The sequence below is a fragment of the Streptomyces katrae genome, from assembly GCF_000717655.1.
GTDB lineage: Bacteria > Actinomycetota > Actinomycetes > Streptomycetales > Streptomycetaceae > Streptomyces > Streptomyces katrae_B.
On sequence record NZ_JNZY01000003.1, the window covers coordinates 148,047 to 171,192 of the forward strand.

16 protein-coding genes are annotated in these 23,146 nt (G+C 71.4%); 9 read left to right on the plus strand and 7 right to left on the minus strand.

From position 1 onward, the window contains the following. The first annotated feature begins 1 nt into the window (after position 1). The gene (locus IF09_RS0105695; RefSeq protein ID WP_030292525.1) at positions 2-916 is read left to right on the plus strand and encodes a MerR family transcriptional regulator; all 915 of its coding nucleotides are present in this window, start codon (positions 2-4) and stop codon (positions 914-916) included. 180 nt (positions 917-1,096) lie between these two features. Here IF09_RS0105695 and IF09_RS0105705 read toward each other — a convergent pair whose 3' ends face one another. Beyond that, the gene (locus IF09_RS0105705; RefSeq protein WP_078613066.1) at positions 1,097-1,927 is read right to left on the minus strand and encodes an aquaporin; all 831 of its coding nucleotides are present in this window, start codon (positions 1,925-1,927) and stop codon (positions 1,097-1,099) included. Positions 1,928-2,059: 132 nt separating this feature from the next. Here IF09_RS0105705 and IF09_RS0105710 point away from each other — a divergent pair, with 132 nt between their 5' ends. From IF09_RS0105710 to IF09_RS0105720, 3 genes are all read left to right on the plus strand, one after another. Beyond that, positions 2,060-2,599 (plus strand): RNA 2'-phosphotransferase, encoded by a 540-nt coding sequence (locus tag IF09_RS0105710; RefSeq protein WP_030292528.1) that lies wholly within the window; start codon positions 2,060-2,062, stop codon positions 2,597-2,599. A gap of 119 nt (positions 2,600-2,718) precedes the next feature. Continuing rightward, entirely contained in the window at positions 2,719-4,593 is a 1,875-nt protein-coding gene (locus IF09_RS0105715; protein ID WP_030292529.1) for an HSP90 family protein, read from the plus strand. Further along, a complete protein-coding gene (locus IF09_RS0105720; RefSeq protein WP_051832128.1) occupies positions 4,590-7,604 on the plus strand; it encodes a hypothetical protein in 3,015 nt (1,004 codons plus the stop codon). Before IF09_RS0105715 ends, IF09_RS0105720 begins: the two co-directional genes overlap by 4 nt. A gap of 46 nt (positions 7,605-7,650) precedes the next feature. Here the strand turns inward: IF09_RS0105720 and IF09_RS0105725 are convergent, their stop codons facing one another. Next, complete coding sequence (locus IF09_RS0105725) at positions 7,651-8,556, minus strand: LLM class flavin-dependent oxidoreductase (RefSeq protein WP_030292531.1); 906 nt, start codon at positions 8,554-8,556, stop codon at positions 7,651-7,653. A gap of 198 nt (positions 8,557-8,754) precedes the next feature. On the opposite strand from IF09_RS0105725, the gene IF09_RS0105730 reads away from it, so the two are divergent. After that, positions 8,755-9,639 (plus strand): Cof-type HAD-IIB family hydrolase, encoded by an 885-nt coding sequence (locus IF09_RS0105730; RefSeq protein WP_030292533.1) that lies wholly within the window; start codon positions 8,755-8,757, stop codon positions 9,637-9,639. A 51-nt stretch (positions 9,640-9,690) separates the two neighbouring features. On the opposite strand, the gene IF09_RS0105735 is transcribed toward IF09_RS0105730, so the two are convergent. Genes IF09_RS0105735 through IF09_RS0105750 form a run of 4 tightly spaced genes read right to left on the minus strand, consistent with a single transcriptional unit; the run spans position 9,691 to position 17,575 of the window. Continuing rightward, positions 9,691-11,427 (minus strand): GAF domain-containing sensor histidine kinase, encoded by a 1,737-nt coding sequence (locus IF09_RS0105735; RefSeq protein ID WP_051832129.1) that lies wholly within the window; start codon positions 11,425-11,427, stop codon positions 9,691-9,693. A gap of 24 nt (positions 11,428-11,451) precedes the next feature. Then, on the minus strand, positions 11,452-15,006 hold the full coding sequence (cydD, locus tag IF09_RS0105740; protein WP_030292537.1) for a thiol reductant ABC exporter subunit CydD: 3,555 nt from the start codon (positions 15,004-15,006) through the stop codon (positions 11,452-11,454). A gap of 43 nt (positions 15,007-15,049) precedes the next feature. Continuing rightward, positions 15,050-16,051, minus strand: a complete 1,002-nt coding sequence (cydB, locus tag IF09_RS0105745; protein WP_030292539.1) for a cytochrome d ubiquinol oxidase subunit II — start codon at positions 16,049-16,051, stop codon at positions 15,050-15,052. Between the two features lie 18 nt (positions 16,052-16,069). After that, the gene (locus tag IF09_RS0105750) at positions 16,070-17,575 is read right to left on the minus strand and encodes a cytochrome ubiquinol oxidase subunit I (RefSeq protein ID WP_030292542.1); all 1,506 of its coding nucleotides are present in this window, start codon (positions 17,573-17,575) and stop codon (positions 16,070-16,072) included. A gap of 189 nt (positions 17,576-17,764) precedes the next feature. Between IF09_RS0105750 and IF09_RS0105755 the strand changes: the two genes are divergently transcribed. Next, positions 17,765-18,133 (plus strand): cyclophilin-like fold protein, encoded by a 369-nt coding sequence (locus tag IF09_RS0105755; protein WP_037634071.1) that lies wholly within the window; start codon positions 17,765-17,767, stop codon positions 18,131-18,133. 48 nt (positions 18,134-18,181) lie between these two features. Here the strand turns inward: IF09_RS0105755 and hisC are convergent, their stop codons facing one another. Further along, complete coding sequence (gene hisC, locus IF09_RS0105760; protein WP_030292545.1) at positions 18,182-19,264, minus strand: histidinol-phosphate transaminase; 1,083 nt, start codon at positions 19,262-19,264, stop codon at positions 18,182-18,184. A 361-nt stretch (positions 19,265-19,625) separates the two neighbouring features. Here hisC and IF09_RS0105765 point away from each other — a divergent pair, with 361 nt between their 5' ends. The 3 genes from IF09_RS0105765 (at position 19,626) to IF09_RS0105775 (ending at position 23,105) form a co-directional block, all read left to right on the plus strand. Continuing rightward, complete coding sequence (locus IF09_RS0105765; RefSeq protein ID WP_030292548.1) at positions 19,626-20,741, plus strand: LacI family DNA-binding transcriptional regulator; 1,116 nt, start codon at positions 19,626-19,628, stop codon at positions 20,739-20,741. Between the two features lie 216 nt (positions 20,742-20,957). Then, entirely contained in the window at positions 20,958-22,133 is a 1,176-nt protein-coding gene (locus tag IF09_RS0105770) for a metallophosphoesterase (protein WP_030292550.1), read from the plus strand. Between the two features lie 150 nt (positions 22,134-22,283). Beyond that, entirely contained in the window at positions 22,284-23,105 is an 822-nt protein-coding gene (locus tag IF09_RS0105775; RefSeq protein ID WP_030292552.1) for a membrane protein, read from the plus strand. Positions 23,106-23,146 lie beyond the last annotated feature (41 nt).

Here is a 23,146-nt window from a genome sequence, read left to right on the forward strand (position 1 = left end):
ATTGTCAGAACAGGCGGTGGCCGAGTACCGGATCGAGGATCTCGCGCACCACAGCGGGGCGACGGTACGCACGATCCGTGCGTACCAGGACCGCGGGCTGCTGCCGAAGCCCGAGCGGCGGGGCCGCTCCAACGTCTACCGGGACACGCATCTGGCGCGGCTGCGCCAGATCGCCGACCTGCTGGACCGCGGCTACACCCTGGCCTCCATCAAGGAGCTGCTGGAGGCCTGGGACGCCGGGCGCGGGCTCGGCGGCGTGCTGGGGCTCGTCGCCGAGGTGCACGGCCCCTGGACCGACGAAGAGGCCGCCCGGATCAGCCGGGCCGAGCTGAACGAGCGGTTCGGCGGCCGGCCCGACGACGACGCGGTGGGCGAGGCGTGCGAGCTGGGGGTGCTGGAGCGGATCCCGGGGCGCCCGGACGATTTCCTCGTGCCGTCCCCGCAGGAGCTGGCGGTGGCTGCCGAGCTGTATGCGGCCGGGGTGCCGCTGTCGGCGATCACGGGGCATCTGCGGGAGCTGCGCGGGCAGGTGGAGCACATCGCCTCGCGGTTCCTCGAGTTCACCACGGAGCACGTCTTCGCCCGCTACCTCGGGCAGGTCCCGCCGACGGACGCGGACGCGGCGGAGGCGGCGACGATGGTACGGAGACTGCGGCCCCTGGCCCAGCAGACGGTGGACGCCGAGCTGGCGCGGGCGATGCGGCTGTTCGCGACCCGGCATCTGCAGCGCCACCTGGGGGCGGCCGGGACCCTGCAGCCGTCGGGGCCCGCGTCGGTGCCGCTGCCGGCGGAGACGGTGCGGGCGGTGCAGGAGCTGGTCGGCGCCGAGCACGTCGGGGAGTTCGTCCGGGCCGCGACGGAGCGGGAGCTGCAGGCCCGGACGATGAACGAGCTGGCGCGCCGGGGCGGCGGGTAGCGGTGCCGCCGGCGTCCGTCGGCGACCGCTGAAGACCGGTGAGGACCGGTGACGTCCGGCCGGTAGTCCACAGGGCGGATCACTCGTTTGCCCTCAAATCCGACCCAACCAGCTGTGGACAAGTCGGTGCCGCCTGTGGGCAACCCTGTGGACGGCGGTGTGGACGGCTGCTCGGACGACTCAACCGATGGTCTCGTACGCGGCGTTCACGGGGCCGCCGGGGCCGAAGCCGCCGGCGCTTCCGGGCGTCTCGGCCACGCTGACGGGCACCGGCGCGAGGGTCTCCGCACCCGCCCCGGGGGCGGCCGGTGCGCCCTGCGTACCGCGCGGGGTGCCCCCGTAGAGGAGTGCGGCGAGGGCCAGGCCCAGGACTCCGCCGATCAGCTGGGCCGCCACGAACCCGGGCAGCGACTGCGGGGCGATGCCGGTGAAGGAGTCGCTGAAGGCACGCCCGATGGTGCCCGCCGGGTTGGCGAAGGAGCCGGACGAGGTGAACCAGATCGCGGCGGCGACGTACGCGGCGACCGCGGCCGGGATCAGCTTCGGGCGCCCGATGCGCTCCAGGCCCTGGATGACGAGGACGAGCCCCGCGGTGGCGACGATCTCGCCGACGAGCAGGTGGCCGCCGCCCCGGATCTGCGTGGAGAACGTGCCGGGGGCGTGGCCGAACATCAACTCGGCGAGTACGGCGCCGCCGATGGCCCCCGCGGTCTGGGCCGCGGTGTAGACCAGGGCCTCCCGGCCGCCGAGCCCCTCGCCACCGGTCCGCCTCGCCCACCAGGAGGTGAGGGTGACGACCGGGTTGAGGTGGGCTCCGGACAGCGGCCCGAAGAGGGTGATGATCAGCCCGAGGCCGATGGCCGAGGCGAGCGAGTTGGCGACGAGGGCGACACCGGTGTCACGGCTGAGGCCGGCGGCCTGGATACCGGAACCGATCACCACCATGAGAAGGCCGGCAGTGCCGATGAGCTCGGCCAGCGCGCGGCGCGGCAGGGAAGCGTGGATCGTCATGGGTTCTCCCCCTGAGCAGAAGTTCAATGGAAAATGTATTCCGTATCTTGGAAGAGCGATAGAGGTGTCCGGGTCCGGCGGAGGGGCGATAAATCCCTGCCCGACCCCGCTCCGACGCGGCAAGCTGGGGCCATGGACGACAGACGCACCGTGAAGGTGTCCAAATACGTCTCGAAACATCTGCGGCATCAGCCGGAACGCATCGGACTGGTGCTCGATCCCCAGGGCTGGGTGGAGATCGACGACCTTCTCCGCGCGGCCGCCGCCCACGGCTTCCCCGTCAGCCGCGCCGAGCTGGACCACGTCGTCGCGGCCAACGACAAACAGCGGTTCGCCGTCGACGGCACCCGCATCCGGGCCAATCAGGGCCACACCGTTCACGTGGACCTGGACCTGCCGGAGGCCGAACCGCCCGCGTACCTCTACCACGGCACCGTCGCCGCCGCCCTGGACGCGATCCGCTCCGAGGGCCTGCGCCCCATGGCCCGCCACCACGTGCACCTGTCCCCCGACCGGGAGACCGCGACCCGTGTCGGCGCGCGGCGCGGCCGGCCGGTCGTGCTCAGCGTGGACGCCGGGTCGATGCGCGCGGCCGGGCACGTCTTCCGGATCAGCGCCAACGGGGTCTGGCTGGTGGACGCCGTACCGCCGCAGTTCCTGCGCTTCTCGTAGCGCAGGAATTCAGGACGAGATTGTCAGATCATCCCCCTACTCTGTTCCTCATTCCGATCTGTGAGGGGGGTACCTCGCGATCGCCGAACCATCCATGCGAGCACGCGAGGTGACGCCCCGTGACGTCCACATCTCCTTCCCCTTCCCACTCCGCAGACCACTCCGACGCGTCGGCCAACAGCTTCCAAGTCGATCTGCGCGGTCTGGTCGACCTGCTCTCCCACCACCTCTACTCCAGCCCGCGCGTCTACGTCCGCGAGCTCCTGCAGAACGCGGTGGACGCCGTCACCGCCCGCCACGCACTCGACCCGGAGGCGGAGATCCGCATCCGCCTGTCGGCGTCCGCGGGCCGGGTGACCATCGAGGACAGCGGCATCGGCCTGACCGCCGCCGAGGCCCACTCCCTCCTCGCCACGATCGGCCGCAGCTCCAAGCGGGGCGGCGACCACGGCCTCGAAACCACCCGCCGGGAGTTCCTCGGCCAGTTCGGCATCGGCCTGCTCGCCTGCTTCGTCGTGGCCCGCCAGATCCGCGTGATCACGCGTTCCGCCCGCGATCCCCAGGCCGCGCCCGTCGAATGGCTGGCCACGGACGACGGCTCGTACACCGTCCGCGAACTGCCCGACGACGCACGCAGGGAGCCCGGCACCACCGTCATCCTCCAGGCCCGCCCGGGCGCCGAGGAGTGGACCGTCCCGTCCAAGGTCGAGCAGCTGGCCCGCGACTACGGCTCGCTGCTCCCGTACGACATCACCTTCGACGACGGCGAAGGCGGCGAACCGCGGGCCGTCACCGACCGGCCCGCAGTGTGGGACCGTCCCTTCCCCACCCCCGCCGCCCGGCGCGTCGCGCTCGCCGGCCACTGTGCGCAGCTCTTCGGCTTCACTCCGCTCGACAGCATCGACCTCGACCTGCCCGTCGCCGGGGTGCGCGGAGTGGCGTACGTCCTCCCCGAGCCGACCAGCCCCGCCCACCGGGCCGGACACCGAGTCCACCTCAAGGGCATGCTGCTCACCGACCACGCCGAGAACCTGCTGCCGGACTGGGCGTTCTTCGTCCGCGCGGTCATCGACACCGACACGCTGCGGCCCACCGCCTCCCGCGAGAACCTGTACGACGACGAGACCCTGTCCGCCGTACGGGAGGCCCTCGGCGCCCGCGTCCGGGCCTGGCTCGCGGAACTCGCCGCGACTGAACCGGAGCGCCTGGCCGCCTTCCTGAGCGTCCACCACCTCGGCGTGAAGTCCCTGGCCCGGCACGACGCCGAGCTGCTCGGCCTGATGCTGCCCTGGCTGCCGTTCGAGACCAGCGACGGCTCGATGAGCCTGGAGGAGTTCACGGCCGCCCACACCGAGATCCACTTCACGCGCACCGTCGAGGAGTTCCGCCAGATCGCCCCGATCGCGGCGGCCCACGGCCTCGGCGTCATCAACGCCGGATACACCTACGACGCCGACCTGCTCGCCCTGCTGCCGTCCGTACGGCCGGATCTCAAGGTCAGGGAGCTGGACGCCGGAGCCGTCACCGAGCGGCTCGACCCGGTCCCGACCTCCGCCGAACTGGCCCTCGCACCCTTCCTGTCCACGGCGCGCACCCGGCTGGAACCGCAGGGCTGTGACGTGGTGCTGCGCGCCTTCCAGCCCGTGTCCGTCCCGGCGCTCTACCTCGACGACCGCCAGGCCCGCCAGGAACGCGACCGTACGGCCGCCCTGAGCAGCGCCGACTCGCTGTGGAGCGGGATCCTCGGGGCCCTGCGCGGCTCCGCGCCGCGCGCCCGTCTGGTGCTCAACCACAACAACCCGCTGATCTGGCGGATCTCGGCGCTGCCCGACGAGGCGCTGACGGGCACGGCCGTCGAATCGCTGTACGGGCAGGCGCTGCTGATGTCCCAGCGCCCGCTGCGCCCCGCCGACTCCACCCTGCTCAACCGGGCCTTCCTCGGGCTTCTGGAATGGGCGACCCACTCCACCGACTCCCCGGAGGGACAGAAGTGACCATGCTGACGCGCGAGGAGATCGAGCGGGGCCTGGCGGAGAACAGCGAGGCCCCGAACGGAGCCGCGCGCAACGCGCACGCCGAGGTGCTCGTGGGTGCGGCGGAGGCGAACGGCGACACGGCGCTGTTCCGCAAGGCCCTGGACAACCTGATCAACGCCTACCTCTGGAGCGCCGAGTCCTCGAAGATGCTGGTGCCGTTCGCCCGGCTGCTCCAGGAGTACGACAAGGACCCCGGCGCCTTCGACCGGTGGGACGCCCACTCGCTGTTCTGGCAGTTCAAGTGGGTGGCCACGGCCATCAGCGATTCCCCCGAGATCCCGCTGGAGTCCGCCACAGGGTGGCTGGACGAGATGGAGCGCCGCTACCGGATCGCCGGCTACAGCGAGCGGCCGGTACGCGAGGCCGAGCTGTGGCTCGCCGACGCGATCGGCGAGGACGACCGGGCCGAACGGGCGTACCGCGCCTGGCTGGCGGCCGACCGCGACAGCATGAGCGACTGCCACGCCTGCGAGCTCAACGGGCAGGGCTCGTACGCCGTGCTCCGCGGGGACGACGCCCAGGCCATGGAGGTCTGGCAGCCTGTGCTGGCGGGCGAGCGGACCTGCGCCGAGGAACCCCACCGGCTGCTCGCCCATTCGCTGCTGCCGCTACTGCGCCTCGGCCGCTTCGACGAGGCCCGTTCGCACCACCTGCGCGGCTACCGCATGGCCCGCGGCAACGAGAGCCTGCTGCCCTCGGTCGGCAAGCACATCGAGTTCTGTGCCCTGAGCGGCAACGAGTCGCGCGGCTTGGAGATCCTCGCCGAGCATGCTGCCCACGTGGGCCCGCTCGTCAATGTCGATGACCAGATGGCCTTCCACGGCGGCATCCTGGTCCTGCTGCGCCGGCTGACGGAGCTGGGGCACGGCCAGAGTCCGGCCGTCCCCTACGAGGGCGTCCCGCGTACGGTCTCCGAGCTGTACGAGGTACTGCGTACGGGCTCGCTCGAGATCGCCCGGCGGTTCGACGCCCGCAACGGCACCACCCGGGTCTCGGACCGCTTCCTCGCCCGGATCGGACGGGAGCCGCTGGTCGGCGTTCTGCCGCTGGGGGTGCGCAGCACGGCCCTGCCGAAGACCGCTGCGCCCGCGGCCGCAGCTGCCCCCGCGGCTGCGCCGGTGCCGCCCGCAGCCGGCTTCGACGAGCTGGTGGAGCGGGCCCGGCAGGCCCGTGCCCAGGGGCGCCCTGCCGCGGACGGACTCTGGGCCGAGGTCGGCGCACGGGCCGACGCGCACCTGGAAGGCCAGGTGGACCCGCTGGTCGCCGCGGATGTGGCGGACCACCGGGCCCTGACGGCCGCCCGCGGCGGGGCCGCCAACGCGGCGGAGCTGCTGGAGGCGGTCCGTGACGGCTACCGGGCCCTCGGGCAGGCGGAGCGCGCCGCACTGGCGGAGCTGCGGCTGGCGAGCGCGGCCGCGCAGTCCGGAGCCGAGCCGGAGCGGATCCGGGAACTGCTGAACACGGCCGCGCGGGCCGCCGAGGCGCTGGATGCGGACGAGCCGCTGCGCGGGCGCCGGATCGCACTGGCGGAGCTGGCCTCGATCCGCGTGGAGTCGTACCTGCGCTCGGCGGAGGCCGGACCGGAGCACGAACACGTCCACGGCCCCGGGCAGGACCACGGGCACGGTGAGCTGGCGGCTGAACTCGGCGCCTTCGTCGCGGCCCATGGGGAGGATCTTCCCGACCTGGCGGCGGAGGCCGAGGAGATGCTGGGCCGCGTCGCCCTGTCCCAGGGCGATCCCGAGCGGGCCCTGCCACTGCTGGCCGCGTCAGCGGCGCGCGCGGTGTCGGCGGACCGGCCGTGGCAGGCGGTGGATCCGCTGGTGCTGCAGGCCGGTGTGCTGATGTCGCTGGACCGGCGGGAGGACGCGGAGGCGGCGGCGCGCGCCGCGCTGGATCACTCGGCGGAGGTGACCGAGGCCGAGACGCACGGAGTCGTACGGCTCACCCTCGCGGACATCCTGCTGCGCCGGGCCGACGCTGCGGCGGAGGCGGCAGAGCACGCCCTCACTGCGGCGCACTGGTTCGACCAGGCCGGTCTGACTGCCGACGGAGGGGCTCAGGCCCGGCTCGTGCTGGCCCGGGCGCATGCGCGGGAGGGCCGGAACGCCGACGCGGCGGAGGTGCTGCAGTCGACGCTGCCCGATCTGCTGGAGCACGGCGAGGGACAGGCCGTGTCCGCACGGGAGTTCCTCGGCGATCTGCTGCGGCAGCTGAACGACTCACGGGCGGCGGCCGAGCAGTACCTGCTGGCGGCAGAGGTGGCCAAGGGCTGGGAGGACACCCGCCCGCAGGCGGCTCTCGCGCAGGCCGCCGCAGAACAACTCTCCGCCGCACGCCTGCACCAGGAGGCGGTCGCCGCGTACGAGCGCTCCCTGGAGCTGTACCGGGTGACGGGGGACGCCCCGATCGCCGAGGTGCGGATCTTGCGCTCCCTGGCCTGGCTGGCACCGCGGGAGAACGTCACCGCGGCGGCATGGGCGCAGGCACGGGACCTGATGCACGAAGCGGCCGGGGTCGTGGAGGCCGCACTGGCCGAGCACGGCGAGACCCCCGCGGCCCCGCAGCTGCGGGCCGAGCTCGCCCAGACCTGGCAGCAGCTGGCGCAGGTCCTCGACTGGCGCGTCAACTCACTCGAGGAGGCCGACGAGGAGTACGGCGACGAAGACGGCGACGAGTCCACTCACGCCGTCGTGGGCCGCGCCGCGGAGGTCGAGGCGCTGAGGCTGGAGGAGATCGGGCTGAGTGAGCGGGCCGCGGCCCTGTACGCGGAGCTGGGTCCGGATCATCTGGGGGACCGGCTCCAGTGCGTCCAGTACGCCGCCTGGACCGAGCAGGAGACAGGTCGCGAGGAGGCGGGAGCCGCTCGGCTCTCGGCGCTGATCGACGAACTCCGGGCACGGCCCGAGGAGGTCCCGGAGGGTCTGCTGGAGCGCGCCCAGTCCTCCCTCGACAGCCTGAGGTCGTGACCGGGATGCCCCCGTCGCCAGACTGCGACGGGGGCATCCCGAGCCGTCAGCTGTCCAACTGGGCCAAACCCTCGGTGGCGATCTCCTCGAAGACGTTCTGGTCCGCCGCGAACTCGGAGTCCGGGATCGGTGCGTGGATCACGATCTCGGTGAAGCCGAGCTCCTGGTGTCGGCCGGCGAAGTCGACGAACGCATCGACGGAGTCCAGCATCGTGTTGCGCTCCGGGGTGAACCCGGTGAGCAAGATCTTCTCCATCGGCTCCGGCGCGCGCCCGATCTCGGCCATGGCCTTGTCGAGCTTGGCCAGCTGGCCGCGGATGGCCTCCAGCGACTGCTCCGGCGTGCCCTCCTCGAAGAGCTTCGGATCGCCGGTGGTCACCCAGGCCTGGCCATGGGCAGCGGCCAGCTTGAGGCCCCGCGGGCCGTTGGCGGCGACGGCGAAGGGCAGGCGCGGCTGCTGCACGCAGCCGGGGATGTTGCGGGCCTCGTCGGCGGAGTAGAAGGTGCCGCGCTCGCTCACCGCGGCCTCGGTGAGCAGCCGGTCCAGCAGCGGCACGAACTCTGCGAAGCGGTCCGCGCGCTCACGCGGGCTCCAGGGGTCCTGACCCAGCGCGGTCGCATCGAAGCCGTTGCCGCCGGCGCCGATACCGAGGGTGAAACGGCCGCCGGAGATGTCGTCCAGCGCCATGAGCTCCTTGGCCAGCGTCACCGGGTGCCGGAAGTTCGGCGAGGTGACGAGCGTGCCCAGCCGCATCCGCTCAGTGGCGGCCGCCGCCGCGGTCAGCGTCGGGATCGCGCCAAACCACGGCCGGTCGCGGAAGGACCGCCAGGTCAGGTGGTCGTAGGTGTATGCGGTGTGAAACCCGAGCTTCTCGGCTCGCACCCACTGGTCACGACCGCCCTCACGCCACGGGCGTACCGGAAGGATCACAGTGCTCAGACGCAGACTCATGTCTTCGAGACTACGGCCCTGCCCATGTTTCACGTGAAACGCCGGCCGTCCATGTTTCACGTGAAACATCAGCCGTCCCTGTTTCACATGGGAGCACCTGGGGTCCCTCCGGACGGAGTCCGCGGGCAGGGAGCCGGGGGAGAAACATCGCCATCCGGTACACGCCCCGGGCCGGCCCCGGGCCGTCACCGCGGGGCCATGGGCGAAGATGGATGCGTGACCTCGGCTCCCCAGCGCCCGGACGGGCCAATCCCCACTCCCCGGCTCATCGCCACCGACCTCGACGGCACCCTGCTGCGCGACGACAAATCCGTCTCGCTCCGCACCGTCGCCGCCCTCGCCGCCGCCGAGGAGGCCGGGATCGAGGTCTTCTTCGTCACCGGCCGCCCGGCCCGCTGGATGGACGTGGTCAGCGACCATGTCCACGGCCATGGCCTGGCGATCTGCGCGAACGGGGCCGCGGTGGTCGATCTCCACGCGGGCCGGAAGTTCGTACAGGTCCGGGCATTGCCGCGGGTCACGGCGATGACCGTCGTCGAGACCCTGAGGGCCGCCGCCCCGGGCACGTCCTTCGCGGTCGAGTTGACCACCGGGATCAACTACGAGCCGCTGTACCCGCCCTTCTTCCAGGACCCGGGCGCCCATGTGGCCACCGCCGAGAAGCTGCTGCAGGAGGACGCGGACGACACCTCCGCCCCCGTCCTCAAGCTGCTCGCACACCACTCCGAGCTCGCCCCGGACGAGTTCCTGGCGCTCGCCCGCTCGGCCGCCGGCACCTACGCGTCGATCACCCGCTCCAGCCCGACCGCCCTGCTGGAGATCAGCGCGCTGGGAGTCTCCAAGGCCAGCACCCTGGAGCTGTGCTGCGCCGAGCGCGGCATCTCCCACACTGAGGTCGTCGCCTTCGGGGACATGCCGAACGACGTGGAGATGCTCAGCTGGGCAGGTACCTCGTATGCGATGGGCAACGCCCACCCGGCCGTGATCGCGGCCGCCTCCGGCCGTACGGTCGCCAACAACGAGGACGGCGTTGCCGTCGTCATCGAGCGCATCCTCGCGGAACGCGCCGCGTACCAGCGGTAGGCACCAGCGGTAGGCACCGGCGTGGAGCCGACGCGAGCCGGCTCCGGCACCTCAGAGCGGGGCCTCCCACACCAGGGTGGTCCCGCTGCCGTCCTCTCCGATACCGGGGCCGTACGAACTCGACCCGCCCAGCGACTCGGCCCGCCTGCGCAGGTTCCGCAGCCCACTGCGCCGGCCGCCCTCGGGCATGCCCACACCGTCGTCGGCGACCTCCAGCCGCACCCCGGGCCTCCCGTCGGCCAGCGCGCCGGTGCAGTCCACGACCACCTCGATCCGGGACGCCTCCGCGTGCCTGAAGGCATTTGACAGGGCCTCGCGCAGCGCCGCGATCAGGTTTTTGCCCACCAGCTCGCCGACCACCGCGTCGATCGGGCCGAGGAACCGGTGCGCCGGCTTGAAACCCAACGGCACCGCGGCCATGTTGATCTCTCGCAGGACCCGGGTGCGCAGCCCCGAGGGAGCCTCGGCCGGTCCCTGCTGGAGCGCGAAGATCGCGGTGCGGATCTCCTGGATCGTCACGTCCAGCTCGTCCACGGCCTTGCCGACACCGTCGACGACCTCGGGGACGACGGACCGCCGCTGAGCGCCCTCCAGCATCATCCCCGTGGCGAACAGCCGCTGGATGACCAGATCGTGCAGGTCCCGGGCGATCCGGTCGCGGTCCTCGAACACCGCGAGCCGCTCCCGGTCGCGCTGCGCCTCGGCCATCATCAGCGCGAGCGCCGCCTGGGAGGCGAACTGGGTGGCCAGGGTCCGCTCGGACTCGCTGAAAGGCCTCTTGCCGCGGGCCCGCGGGGTCACCAGCGCTCCCAGCACCCGTCCGCCACTGTGCAGCGGCAGCATCATGCAAGGCCCGTACTGACTGGTCAGCCGACTGGTCATGCGGGGATCGGAGGCGGCGTCGTCCACGAAGACCGGCTCGCCCTGGAGCAGCCTCGCCACCACCGGGCTCTCGGCCGGGATCACCAGACCGAGCGAGGTGGCCGGATCCTCGGCGGAGACGGCGACGATCTCCATCCCGCCCTCCTCGGCCGGCAGCATCACGACTCCGGCGGCGGAGTCGGCCAGATGGCGGGCCTGTTCGGCCACCACCGCCAGGGCGTCGTCCGCGTCCCCGCCCGACAGCAGGGCGGTCGTGACGGCCACCGAACCGTCGATCCACCGCTCCCGCTGGGTGGCGGCCTCGTACAGCCTGGCGTTGCCGATGGCGATCCCCGCCTCGGTGGCCAGGACCCGGACCATGTGGACGTCGTAGTCGTTGAACCGGCCGCCCCCGTTCTTCTCGGCGAGGTACAGATTGCCGAAGATCTCTCCCTGCACCCGGATCGGGACGCCGAGGAAGGTCTTCATGGGCGGGTGGTGCGGCGGGAATCCGGCCGAGCGCGGATCCTTCGTCAGATCGGCGAGCTGCACCGTGTCGGGGTGCGAGATCAGCGCGCCGAGCAGACCCCGCTTCCCGTCGGGCCGGTGCCCGATCCTCCTCGCCGTCTCGGCGTCGATGCCGAAGGTGACGAAGTCCGACAGTCCGCGCCCCTCGGTGTCGACGACGCCGATCGCGGCGTACCGGGCGTCGGCGAGCTCGGCCGCGGTCTCGCAGATACGGTCGAGGGTGGAGTGCAGTTCGAGGCCGGTGCCGACCGAGCGCATGGCCTCCAGCAGTTGCGGCACCCGGGCGGTGAGCTCGGTGGAGAGGCCCTGCAGACTGCGGGTCGCCCGGGTGGCCACCTCCAGCGGGTCAGGCGTTCCGGGTGGTGACTCCGGCGGTTCCTGCGACTGCTGCACTGACATGCCCTTGAGCCTAGTTAGTCCCTTTTACCGGGGAAAGTCGGCGAGGATCCCGTCCGCCGCCCGCTCCCGCTCCAGCAGGTTCCGCAGCGGGCCCTCGGCTGCGGCCAGCTGCGCGTACGTGCCGCGCTGCACGACCGATCCGCGGTCCAGTACGAGCACCTCGTCAACCGCCTCCAGGCCCGCCAGCCGGTGCGTGATCAGCACGGTGGTGCGGCCCTCGGTCGCGGCGAGCAGATCCGCCGTCAGGGCATCCGCGGTCGCCAGGTCCAGGTGCTCGGCCGGCTCGTCGAGGACGAGGACGGGGAAGTCGGCGAGCAGCGCCCTGGCCAGGGCCAGGCGCTGGCGCTGGCCGCCGGAGATCCGCTCGCCGTGCTCGCCGACCAGGGTGTCCAGCCCGTCGGGAAGCCCTTCGGCCCACTCCAGCAGCCGGGCCGCCGCCAGGGCCTGTCGCAGCTCCTCCTCGCTCGCCCCGGTCCTGGCCAGCCGCAGGTTCTCCCGTACCGAGCTGTCGAAGAGGTGCGCGTCCTGGGCGCAGAGGCCCACGATCCGGCGGACCTCGTCGCTGTCGAGCGTGCGCGCATCGGTCCCGCCCAGGGTGTACGCGCCTTCGTGCGGGTCCAGGAACCGCAGCAGGACCTGGGCCAGCGAGGTCTTGCCGGCACCCGAGGAGCCGACGACCGCGATCCGCCGGCCGGCCTCCAGGGTCAGGTCCATCGCGTGCAGCGCGTCCTGCTCCTGCCCGGGATGCCGGACGGCGAGTCCGGTCAGTCGCAGCGGGAACGGAGAAACGGGTACCGCGGCCGGCAGCTCCGGCTCGGCGACCGGGACGGGAGCGTCGATGACCTCGTGGATCCGCTCGGCGCTGCGGCGCACCCGCTGGCGGTACTGGACGGCCTGCGGAAGGCCGTTGACGGCCTCGAAGGCGGCGAGCGGGGTCAGCACGGCCACCGCCATGGCCACCCCGGACAGCAGGCCGTCGTGGACGGCGTTCGCGGCCGCGGCAGCGGCGACCACCACGGTCAGGCCGCACACGAGGGCCGAGAGCCCGCTGCCCAGCCCGGTGGCGACGGCTCCCCGTGCGGCAATGGACGTCAGCGTCCGGTCGCTCTCCTTCGCGGCGCCCTTGCGGCCGGCCAGCGCGCCGGCGACGGTCAGCTCGGCTGTCCCCGTCAGCAGATCGGCCACCCGGGTGGCAAGTTCGCCCCGGGCCGGTGCAAGCCGCCGCTCCGCCCGCCGGGCGCAGGCGCCGCTGACCAGCGGCACCCCGACCCCGGCGGCCAGCAGCCCGACGAAGAGCGCGGCCCCTGCCCCAGGCAACAGCCACGCGGTGAAGGCGACCGAGCCGGTGCCGACGAGTACCGCGGTGCCGACCGGCAGCAGCCAGCGCAGCCAGTAGTCCTGGAGGGCGTCCGCGTCGGCCACCAGACGGGCCAGCAAGTCTCCGCGCCGCTGCTCCCGCAGCCCGGCGGGCGCAATGCGTTCCAGCCGACGGAACACTGACACCCGCAGGTCGGCGAGCATCCGCAGCACGGCGTCGTGGGAGACGAGCCGCTCCGCGTACCGGAAGACGGCCCGCCCGATCCCGAAGGTACGGGTGGCTGTGACCGCCACCATCAGGTAGAGCACCGGTGGTTGTTCCGAGGCCCGTGAGATCAGCCATCCGGAGACGGCCATCAGCCCGACACTGCACCCGACGGCCAGCGCCCCGAGCAGCAGACCGAGCCGGAACCGCCCCTGCCAGGCCTTGGCCACGGCGCGGACCCGCCGTAGCGGATCGCCCCCGCCCGAGTCGGCGCCGCCGGCCTTGGCCGCCCGCTCGGGGGCGGTGCCCCCGAGAATCCACTCCCCGGGACCGGACGGTCCGTTGCGGTCGCCGCCGGACCCTCCGGAGGTCCCTGGCGCGGCCGCGGGTCGGGCCGGAGGGGCGGGGGACAGGAGCTCCGCAGGACCCACTCGCACCACGCGGTCGGCCACGGCCAGCAGCGCCGGCCGGTGCACGACCAGCAGCACGGTCCGCCCCACCGCGAGGCGTCGTACCGCCTCGACCACGGCCGCCTCGGTCTCCCCGTCGAGAGCCGCGGTCGGCTCGTCCAGCAGCAGCACCGGCCGGTCCGCGAGGAACGCCCGCGCCAGCGCCAGCCGCTGACGCTGTCCGGCGGACAGCCCGACTCCGCCTTCCCCGAGCTCGGTGTCGGCACCGCGCGGCAGCGCGGCCACGAACTCCCACGCACCGGCGTCCTTCAGCGCCTCGGCCACCGCGTCCGCTGACGCACCCGGCCGCGCCAGCCGCACGTTCTGCGCGATGGTCCCGGCGAACAGGTGCGGCCGCTGCGGCACCCACGCGATCCGCTCCCGCCACTCCTCGAGCGACAGCGACGCAAGGTCCACGCCCGCGATCCGCACCCGCCCCGCGGTCGGCCTCACGAAGCCCAGCAGCACCTGGAGCAGCGTGGACTTGCCCGCCCCGCTGGGCCCGGTCAGGGCGACGCACTCCCCGGGTCCGACCGCCATCGAGACCGGCCCCGGTGAGTCCTCGCCCCGGCCCTCGTAGCGGACGGCGACCCCGTCCATCTCGATCCGCAGCCCTGCGGTCGGCACCGGGGCCGCGCCGCCCAGGGAAGTGGCCGGCGTCTGGAGCACCTCGAAGATCTCTTCCGCGGCTGCCAGCCCCTCGGCGGCCGCGTGGTACTGCGCCCCGACCTGGCGCAGCGGCAGATACGCCTCGGGCGCCAGGATCAGGATGACCAGCCCGGTGTACAGATCGAGGTCCCCATGGACCAGCCGCATGCCGATGGTCACGGCCACCAGCGCCACCGAGAGCGTCGCCAGCAGTTCCAGGGCGAACGAGGAGAGGAAGGCGATGCGCAGGGTCCGTACCGTCGCCTGCCGGTACTCATCGGTGATCTTGCGGATCGACTCGGCCTGCGCCTTGGCCCGGCCGAAGACCTTCAGCGTCGGCAGCCCGGCCACCACGTCCAGGAAATGCCCCGACAGGCGGGACAGCAGCCGCCACTGGCGGTCCATCCGGGACTGGGTGGCCATGCCGATCAGCACCATGAAGAGCGGGATCAGCGGCAGGGTGACCACGATGATGGCCGCCGACACCCAGTCCTCGGTCACGATCCGGGCGAGGACCGCCACCGGGACGACCACCGCGAGGCCCAGCTGGGGCAGGTAGCGCGAGAAGTAGTCGTCGAGGGCGTCCACGCCCCGGGTGGCCAGCGCCACCAGCGACCCGGTCTGCTGTCCGCTCAGCCAGCCTGGCCCCAGATCCGCGGCCCGGTCCAGCAGCCGGCCGCGCAGCTGCGACTTGACCGCCGCACTGGCCCGGTGGGCGGCGAGCTCCGTGAGCCAGGCGAGCAGGCCGCGGCCCAGCGCCACTGCCGCGAGCAGCAGCAGCGGCGTTCGCAGCGCCTCGCCGTCCAGTCCCTGCTCGAAGGCGCCGACCACGATCTCGGCGATCAGCATCGCCTGACCGACGACCAGCCCCGCCCCGGCAAGTCCCAGGGCCACCACAGCCGCCAGGAAGAGGCGGGTGGAGCGGGCGTACCGGAGCAGGCGCGGGTCGATCGGTTTCACGTGAAACATCCCCCAGAGCAGGGTCGGGCAGGACGGTCAGGGATCAGTGCGCATCGACGATGTGCTGCGTGCCGATCCGCTTGCGGAACACCCAGTAGGTCCAGCCCTGGTAGAGCAGGACGAGCGGAGTGGCCACTCCCGCACACCAGGTCATGATCTTCAGGGTGTAGGGGCTGGACGAGGCATTGGTGACCGTGAGGTTCCAAGCGTCGTTAAGCGAGGAGGGCATCACGTTCGGGAAGAGCGTCAGGAAGAGCATCGCGACCGCGGCCGCGATGGTGATCCCGGACAGGGCGAACGACCAGCCCTCACGGCCCGCCAGGTTGAAGGCGAGCGCCCCGACCAGTGCGACGACCGCGACAGCCATGGCGATCAGGCTCTTGCCGTCACCGCGCGAGACCTGGGTCCAGATCAGGAAGACGAGTGCCAGCACGGCGGTGACCGCACCCAGCCGGGTCGCCAGCGCACGCGAGCGCTCCCGTATGTCCCCGACCGTCTTGAGCGAGGTGAAGACCGTTCCGTGGAAGGTGAAGAGGGTGAGGGTGACGAGGCCGCCGAGCAGGGAGTAGACGTTGAGCAGGTCGAAGAGACTGCCGACGTACTCCATGTGCTCGTCGATCTTCACGCCGCGCACGATGTTGGCGAAGGCCACGCCCCACAGGAACGCGGGGATCAGCGAGGTCCAGAAGATCGCGTGTTCCCAGTTGGTCTGCCACCGGTCCTCGTCCCGCTTGTGCCGGTACTCGAATGCGACCCCGCGGATGATCAGACAGATCAGGATGACCAGGAGCGGCAGGTAGAACCCCGAGAAGAGGGTGGCGTACCACTCGGGGAAGGCGGCGAAGGTCGCCCCGCCGGCGGTGAGCAGCCAGACCTCGTTGCCGTCCCACACGGGCCCGATCGTGTTGATCAGGACCCGCCTCTCCTTGCGGTCGCGGGCGAGCAGCTTGGTCAGTACGCCGACCCCGAAGTCGAAGCCCTCCAGGAAGAAGTAGCCGGTCCACAGGACGGCGATGAGCACGAACCAGACGTCATGGAGTTGCATGGTGTGGTCCCCTCAGCCTCAGTACGAGAAGGCCATCGGCCGGTCGGGGTTCTTGTCGTCCCCGCCGATCTTGGTGGGCGGGTTCAGGTCGGCCTCCGTGAGCTCGGGCGGCCCGAGCTTGACGTACTTCACCAGCAGCCTGACCTCGATCACCGCGAGCACGGCGTACAGGAGCGTGAAGCCGATCATCGAGGTGAGCACCTCGCCCTGGGAGACGTGGGGCGAGACCGCATCGCGGGTGCGCAGGACTCCGTAGACCACCCACGGCTGGCGGCCCATCTCGGTGAAGATCCAGCCCCAGGAGTTCGCGATGAGCGGGAAGCCCATGGTCCAGAGGGCGACGACCCAGTACCAGGTGGTGAACCGGGGGTTCAGTGCCTTCTTGAAGAGGACCAGGTGCGGGACCTCGTCCTCGCCGGTGCGCAGGCCCGGGGGCAGCATGAACTTCTTCCGGGTGAGCCAGAGCCCCAGCATTCCGATGCCGAGGGAGGCCATGCCGAAGCCGATCATCCAGCGGAAGCCCCAGTACGCGACCGGGATGTTGGGCCGGTAGTCGCCGGGCCCGAACTTCTCCTGCTCGGCCTTGTTGACGTCGTTGATGCCGGGGACGAAGGAGGTGAAGTCGTCATTGGCCAGGAAGGACAACAGGCCCGGGATCTCTATGGCGACCTTGTTGTGGCCTTTCTCGACGTCTCCGTAGGCGAAGACGGAGAAGGGCGCGGGCGCCTCGCCGTCCCAGAGGGCCTCTGCGGCGGCCATCTTCATCGGCTGCTGCTTGAACATCACCTTGCCGAGCAGGTCACCGCTGATGGCGGTGCCCATGCCGGCGATGATCAGGGTGACCAGGCCGAGCCGCAGTGAGGTCCGCATCACGGAGACGTGCTTCTTGCGGGCCAGGTGGAAGGCGGAGATGCCGACCATGAAGGCGCCGCCGACCAGGAAGGCCGCCGTGATGGTGTGGAAGAACTGGGTCAGCGCGGTGTTCTGGGTGAGGACGAGCCAGAAGTCGGTGAGTTCGGCCCGGCCCCGCTCTTCGTTGATCCGGTAGCCGACCGGGTGCTGCATCCAGGAATTGGCCGCGAGGATGAAGTACGCGGAGAGGACGGTGCCGATCGAGACCATCCAGATGCAGGCCAGGTGGATCTTCTTCGGGAGTTTGTCCCAACCGAAGATCCACAGACCGATGAAGGTCGACTCGAAGAAGAAGGCGATGAGCGCCTCGAAGGCCAGCGGGGCCCCGAAGATGTCACCGACGAAGCGCGAGTAGTCGGACCAGTTCATGCCGAACTGGAACTCCTGCACGATGCCCGTGACGACACCCATGGCGATGTTGATCAAGAAAAGCTTGCCCCAGAACTTCGTGGCTCTGAGGTACTTCTCTTTACCCGAGCGCACCCAGGCGGTCTGGAGACCTGCCGTGAGCGCCGCGAGAGAGATCGTCAGCGGGACAAAGAGGAAGTGGTAGACGGTGGTGATGCCGAACTGCCAGCGCGCCAACGTCTCTGGCGCCAAAGCTACGTCCACGTCGTCGTCTCCTTCGGTGCGCCGTGGTCACTGCCGCAGTTTGCCTGGCATGCCCTACCCAATACGGGACGAAGCCGGGCACGCTTGTGAACGCGTTCACATTCACAAGCATTATGTCGTACCGCTTCCGGCGCCTTTCAGGGGGGTCCCCTCTAGCCAACACTTTCAACAGATTGTTGAATGCCGCTCATGAGGATTCGTATCTCCTGGCCCGCAGGCCAGCTCACGGCAACCCTTGACGAGACCCCGACCAGCAAGGCGCTGGCCGAGGTCCTTCCGATCTCCGCGTCCGCCCACACCTGGGGCGAGGAGGTCTACTTCGACACCGGCGTCTCCGTGGCGCTCGAGCACGACGCCCGGCAGGTCGTCGACCCGGGCACGGTCGCGTTCTGGACCGAGGGCGACGCCCTCGCCCTCCCCTACGGCGCCACGCCCATCTCGCGCGGAGGCGAGAGCCGCCTGGCGAGCCCGTGCAACGTGCTCGGCTCGTTCGAGGGCGACCCCCGCCTGCTGTCCACCGTCCGCGACGGCGACCCGATCCGCGTGGAATTCGCGTAGCCCCTGCGAACCGGCGTAGCGCCTGCGAACCCGCGTATCCCCTGAGGGCTACAGCTCCTTGAAGAACGCCTCCGCCGTGTGCAGGAAGATGTCGTTCGCCTCGGGCTCACCGATCGTGACCCGCAGGCCCTCGCCCGCGAAGGGCCGGACCACCACACCGGCCTTCTCGCAGGCCGTCGCGAACTCGGCGGTCCGCTCCCCCAGCCGCATCCACACGAAGTTCGCCTGCGTCTCCGGCACCACGGTCCAGCCCTGGCCGAGCAGCGTCTTGTAGACCCGCGCACGCTCTCCCACCAGCGCCCCGACCCGGCCCATCAGCTCGTCCTCGGCGCGCAGCGAGGCGACCGCCGCGTCCTGGGCGAGCTGGCTGACGCCGAAGGGCACCGCCGTCTTGCGCAGCGCCGCCGCCACCGGCTCGTGCGCCACCGCGAAGCCGACGCGCAGGCCGGCGAGCCCGTACGCCTTGGAGAACGTACGCAGCACGCAGACGTTCGGGCGGCTCCGGTAGAGCTCGATGCCGTCCGGCACCTCGACGTCGCGGACGAACTCGTGGTACGCCTCGTCCAGCACCACCAGGATGTCCGAGGGCACCCGGTCCAGGAACCGCACCAGCTCGTCACGGCGCACGGCGGTGCCGGTGGGGTTGTTGGGGTTGCAGACGAAGATCAGCCGGGTCCGCTCGGTGATCGCGTCGAACATCGCCTCGAGGTCGTGCACGTCCCCGTCGGTCAGCGGCACCTGCACGGCCGTAGCACCCGAGATCTGCGTGACGATCGGGTAGGCCTCGAAGGACCGCCAGGCGTAGATGACCTCGTCGCCCGGGCCGGCCGTCGACTGGACCAGCTGCTGGGCCACGCCCACCGAGCCCGTGCCGGTGGCGATGTGCTCGACCGGCACCCCGAACCGCTCGGCGAGCTCGTTCACCAGGGCCGTGCAGGCCAGGTCGGGGTAGCGGTTGAACCGTCCTGCCGCCGCGACTGCGGTCTCCAGCACCCCGGACAGCGGCGGGTACGGGTTCTCGTTCGAGGACAGCTTGTACGCGACGGGCCCGCCCGCGGCAGCGGGCTTCCCGGGCTTGTAGGTGGGAATGCCGTCCAGCTCGGCGCGCAGCTTCGGGCTCTTCTCGCTCACCGCAGGTCCTCCTCGACCGTCCCGTACGACGTCGCCGTCGACTCAATACTGCTCACCTTATGAGGATTCCGCTCTTCCGAAAATGGCGGCGCCAGGATTGCGGGGGAGCGCACGCATATATGCACACGCCGGTGGCCCACGCCGTGGCGCGCATCCCTCGTACAGGTGAGTTGAGACCGGCCCGAGACCACACCGCTTTGGCATGCCCGTACCCGACGACAAACGCCCCGCTCACTCTATGCGCCCAAATCCCTTTAATTCCAAGGTCATTGGGGGTGGCGAACCATGCAGAATCGTGCCTGTCAACGCGTGCATATGCACCCGGACCACCCACCCCGCCGAGCCCTACTATCGGCTCGCCATGACAGCAGCAGGGAAGCATCAGGTGAGCCGGACCGAGACCACCCGGCGGGCCGCCGGCCGACAGGGCCGGGCCGGCATCAGGGACGTGGCCGCCGCAGCGGGCGTCTCGATCACAACCGTCTCCGACGCGCTCAATGGCAAGGGGCGGCTGCCGGACGCCACCCGCCGCCACGTTCGCGAGGTCGCCGACCGGCTGGGGTACCGCCCCTCCGCCGCGGCCCGCACCCTCCGTACCGGCAAGTCGGGCCTCATCGGTCTGACCGTGACGACGTACGGGGATGAACCTTTCACCTTCACCGAATTCGCCTACTTCGCCGAAATGGCCAGGGCCGCCACTTCCGCCGCGCTCGCCCGCGGCTACGCCCTCGTCATCCTCCCCGCCACCTCCCGACACGACGTGTGGTCCAACGTGGCTCTCGACGGCACCGTCGTCATCGACCCCTCCGACCACGACCCCGTCGTCACCGAACTGGTCCGCCAAGGTCTCCCCGTCGTCTCCGACGGCCGCCCGGCCGGCTCCCTCCCCGTCACCGCCTGGGTCGACAACGACCACGAAGCCGCCGTACTCAACCTGCTCGACCACCTGGCCGCCGCCGGCGCCCGCCGTATCGGGCTGCTGACCGGCACCACCACCGACACCTACACCCGGCTCTCCACCACCGCCTACCTCAAGTGGTGCGAGCGCGTCGGCCAGGACCCCGTCTACGAGTCCTACCCCGCCCACGATCCGTGCGCAGGCGCCGTCGCCGCGGACCGGCTGCTCGCCCGGCCCGACCGACCCGACGCCGTCTACGGGCTGTTCGACCCCAACGGGACCGACCTGCTCGCCGCCGCCCGGCGCTACGGACTGCGCGTCCCCGAGGACCTGCTGCTCGTGTGCTGCAGCGAGTCCACGGTGTACGCCAACACCGAACCGCCCATCACCACCCTCTCCCTCAAACCACGCCGGATCGGCACCGCCGTCGTGCAGCTGCTCATCGACGCCATCGAGGGGGTCGACACCGGACGCCCGGTCGAACAGGTCGTCCCGACCGAGCTGATCGTCCGTACCTCCTCGCAGCGCAGGCAGCCCCGTACGACCGTCAGTCCGCCCCGGTCACCGGCCAAGGACTGACTGCCACACCGCGAAACCGGCGGGGCCGACAGCCCCGCGGAGGATTTCCGCAACACCCATTTCGGGAGAAAGCGGCAGGAACTATTGGTTCCGCCCAGGATTCACCACCCCTGGTGCGTCACAGAGCGCGAGCCGCATTCCTATGATGGGCGCACGACATCACGGACCCTCCGCCCCGGAGGTCAGGAGGGTCCGCAGGTGTACGGCAGCGCGACGGTGGTGGAGGGGTCGATGACTCAGGGGGCCGGTCAGGGACCCGCGATGCGGACGGAGACGCTGCGGGACTTCCGAGTTCCGGTCACCGAGCCCGCCCCGTACGGCGTGCCCGGCGGGCTTCCCGACGAAGCCCCCGTGTACGGCGAGTACCCCGCGTACTACGGGGAGGGCGCACCCGTGCCCCCGGCGCCGCCCTTGGGCCAGGCGCCCGCCACGGGCGTTCCGGCCGACGAGGACGACCTCGACGAGGGCTACACCCCCACGCACCGCGATCTGCCGATCATCGGCCGCGGCGGACCGGGTGACACCGTCCAGGTCGTGTACGTCCCCCAGGAGTCCCCGGCCGCGGGCCCCGGCCCGCTGTACGTCGTCGGCGACGTCCACGGCTACCTGGACGAGCTCGTCACCGAACTCCAGGCGCAGGGCCTCATCGACGCCGAGCGCCGCTGGTCCGCCGGCAACGCACGCATCTGGTTCCTCGGCGACTTCACCGACCGCGGGCCCGACGGGATCGGCGTCATCGACCTCGTCATGCGCCTGTCCGCGGAGGCCGCCGCATCCGGCGGCTACTGCAAGGCGCTCATGGGCAACCACGAACTGCTCCTCATCGGCGCCAAGCGGTTCGGCGACACCCCCGTCGCCTCGGGCGCCGGCACCGCCACCTTCCAGGCCGCCTGGCTCCTCAACGGCGGCCAGCGCACCGACATGGAGCGCCTGGAGGACGTGCACCTGCAGTGGATGTCACGGCTGGACGCGGCCGTGCTGGAGGACGGGCACCTGCTGCTGCACTCCGACACCACCGCGTACCTCGACTACGGCGACTCCATCGAGGACGTCAACGACACCATCCACGAGCTGCTCAACCGCAACGACGCCGACATCACCTGGGATCTCTTCCGCAAGTTCACCAAGCGGTTCGCCTTCCGCGACGAGGAGACCGGCCCCCAAGCCGTACGCGAACTCCTCGACACCTATGGCGGCGGCCGGGTCGTGCACGGGCACAGCCCGATCCCGTACCTGCTGGGCGAGGTGGGCACCGAGGACGGCGACGAGTCCCGCGGCCCGGAGGCCGTGACCGGACCGCACGTGTACGCGGACGGACTCGCGATCGCCATGGACGGCGGGGTCACGATGGCGGGCAAACTGCTGGTGGTGCAACTCCCTCTGAACGACTGACGGTTATCAGAAGGGGGGTAATTTCAGGAAAGCCCCTGTCACGGCACGGCATGGGCGCTCTACCATCGCCCTATCCGTAGCAGGCTCTCCTCCGTTTGTGCCGGCGCCCGGGTCTACGCGGGCAAACCGGTCCCCACGGAGCATCGGGGGATGCACATGAACAGCGCTCCGCACCTGCTGACCGAAGACCGGCCCGAGTTCGATCGGCTCCTCGACGAGGCGCTGCGTACCGCACACGAACGGCCCGAGCTCGCCGCGCTCGGCGAACGGCTGAACGCCGAACAACTGCGCACGATGGCCGTCGGGGCCAGCGCGCTGCTGACGGCCGCGGCCGCGGCCGAGTACGACCACTATGTGAAACTCCGCGGGGAACGGCGCGACGAGGCCCTGTCCACCCCCGGATCGGCGGGTGCGGACAGGAGCGCCGGGCAGGACGAGGGCGACGACGGCGCCGGGGTCAGCGCCGTGGTCGCGGTGCTCGCGCCGGTCCTGGCGGGCACGGCGATGCTGATCTTCCTGCTGGTGGGCTACACCCTGAAGGCGATCGAGCCCGAACCGGCCTTCGCCGACACGATGCTGACGGCGGGTTGGCTCTTCGGCGCGCTGACCGTGGTCTCGCTGCTGTTCGCGGTGATCGGGCTGCTGGTGACGGCCGTCCGCAACCGCGCGACGGAGGTCGTGGCCGAGGACGGTGCGATACCCGACGACCTCGCGCAGGCCCGCGAGGCCTGGCGGCACGCCCTGCTGGAGCGGGGCATCCTGCCGTTCCTGCAGGACGCGCTGGCCGATCCGAGCGCGGGGCCCGTGTATCCGGCCCCCCGCACGCCGAAGGCCGGGCGCATCCCCAACCTGGGTTACACCCGGCCCGACTTCACCAGCCCGGGATCCGCGTCGCAGGGACCCCGGCCCGGCTACTCGCCTCCGGACTTCACCAGTCCCGACTTCGGCGGCCCGGAGACCGAGACGCCCTGACGGCCCGGGTGGGCAGTCCGTCCCTGTTTCACGTGAAACAT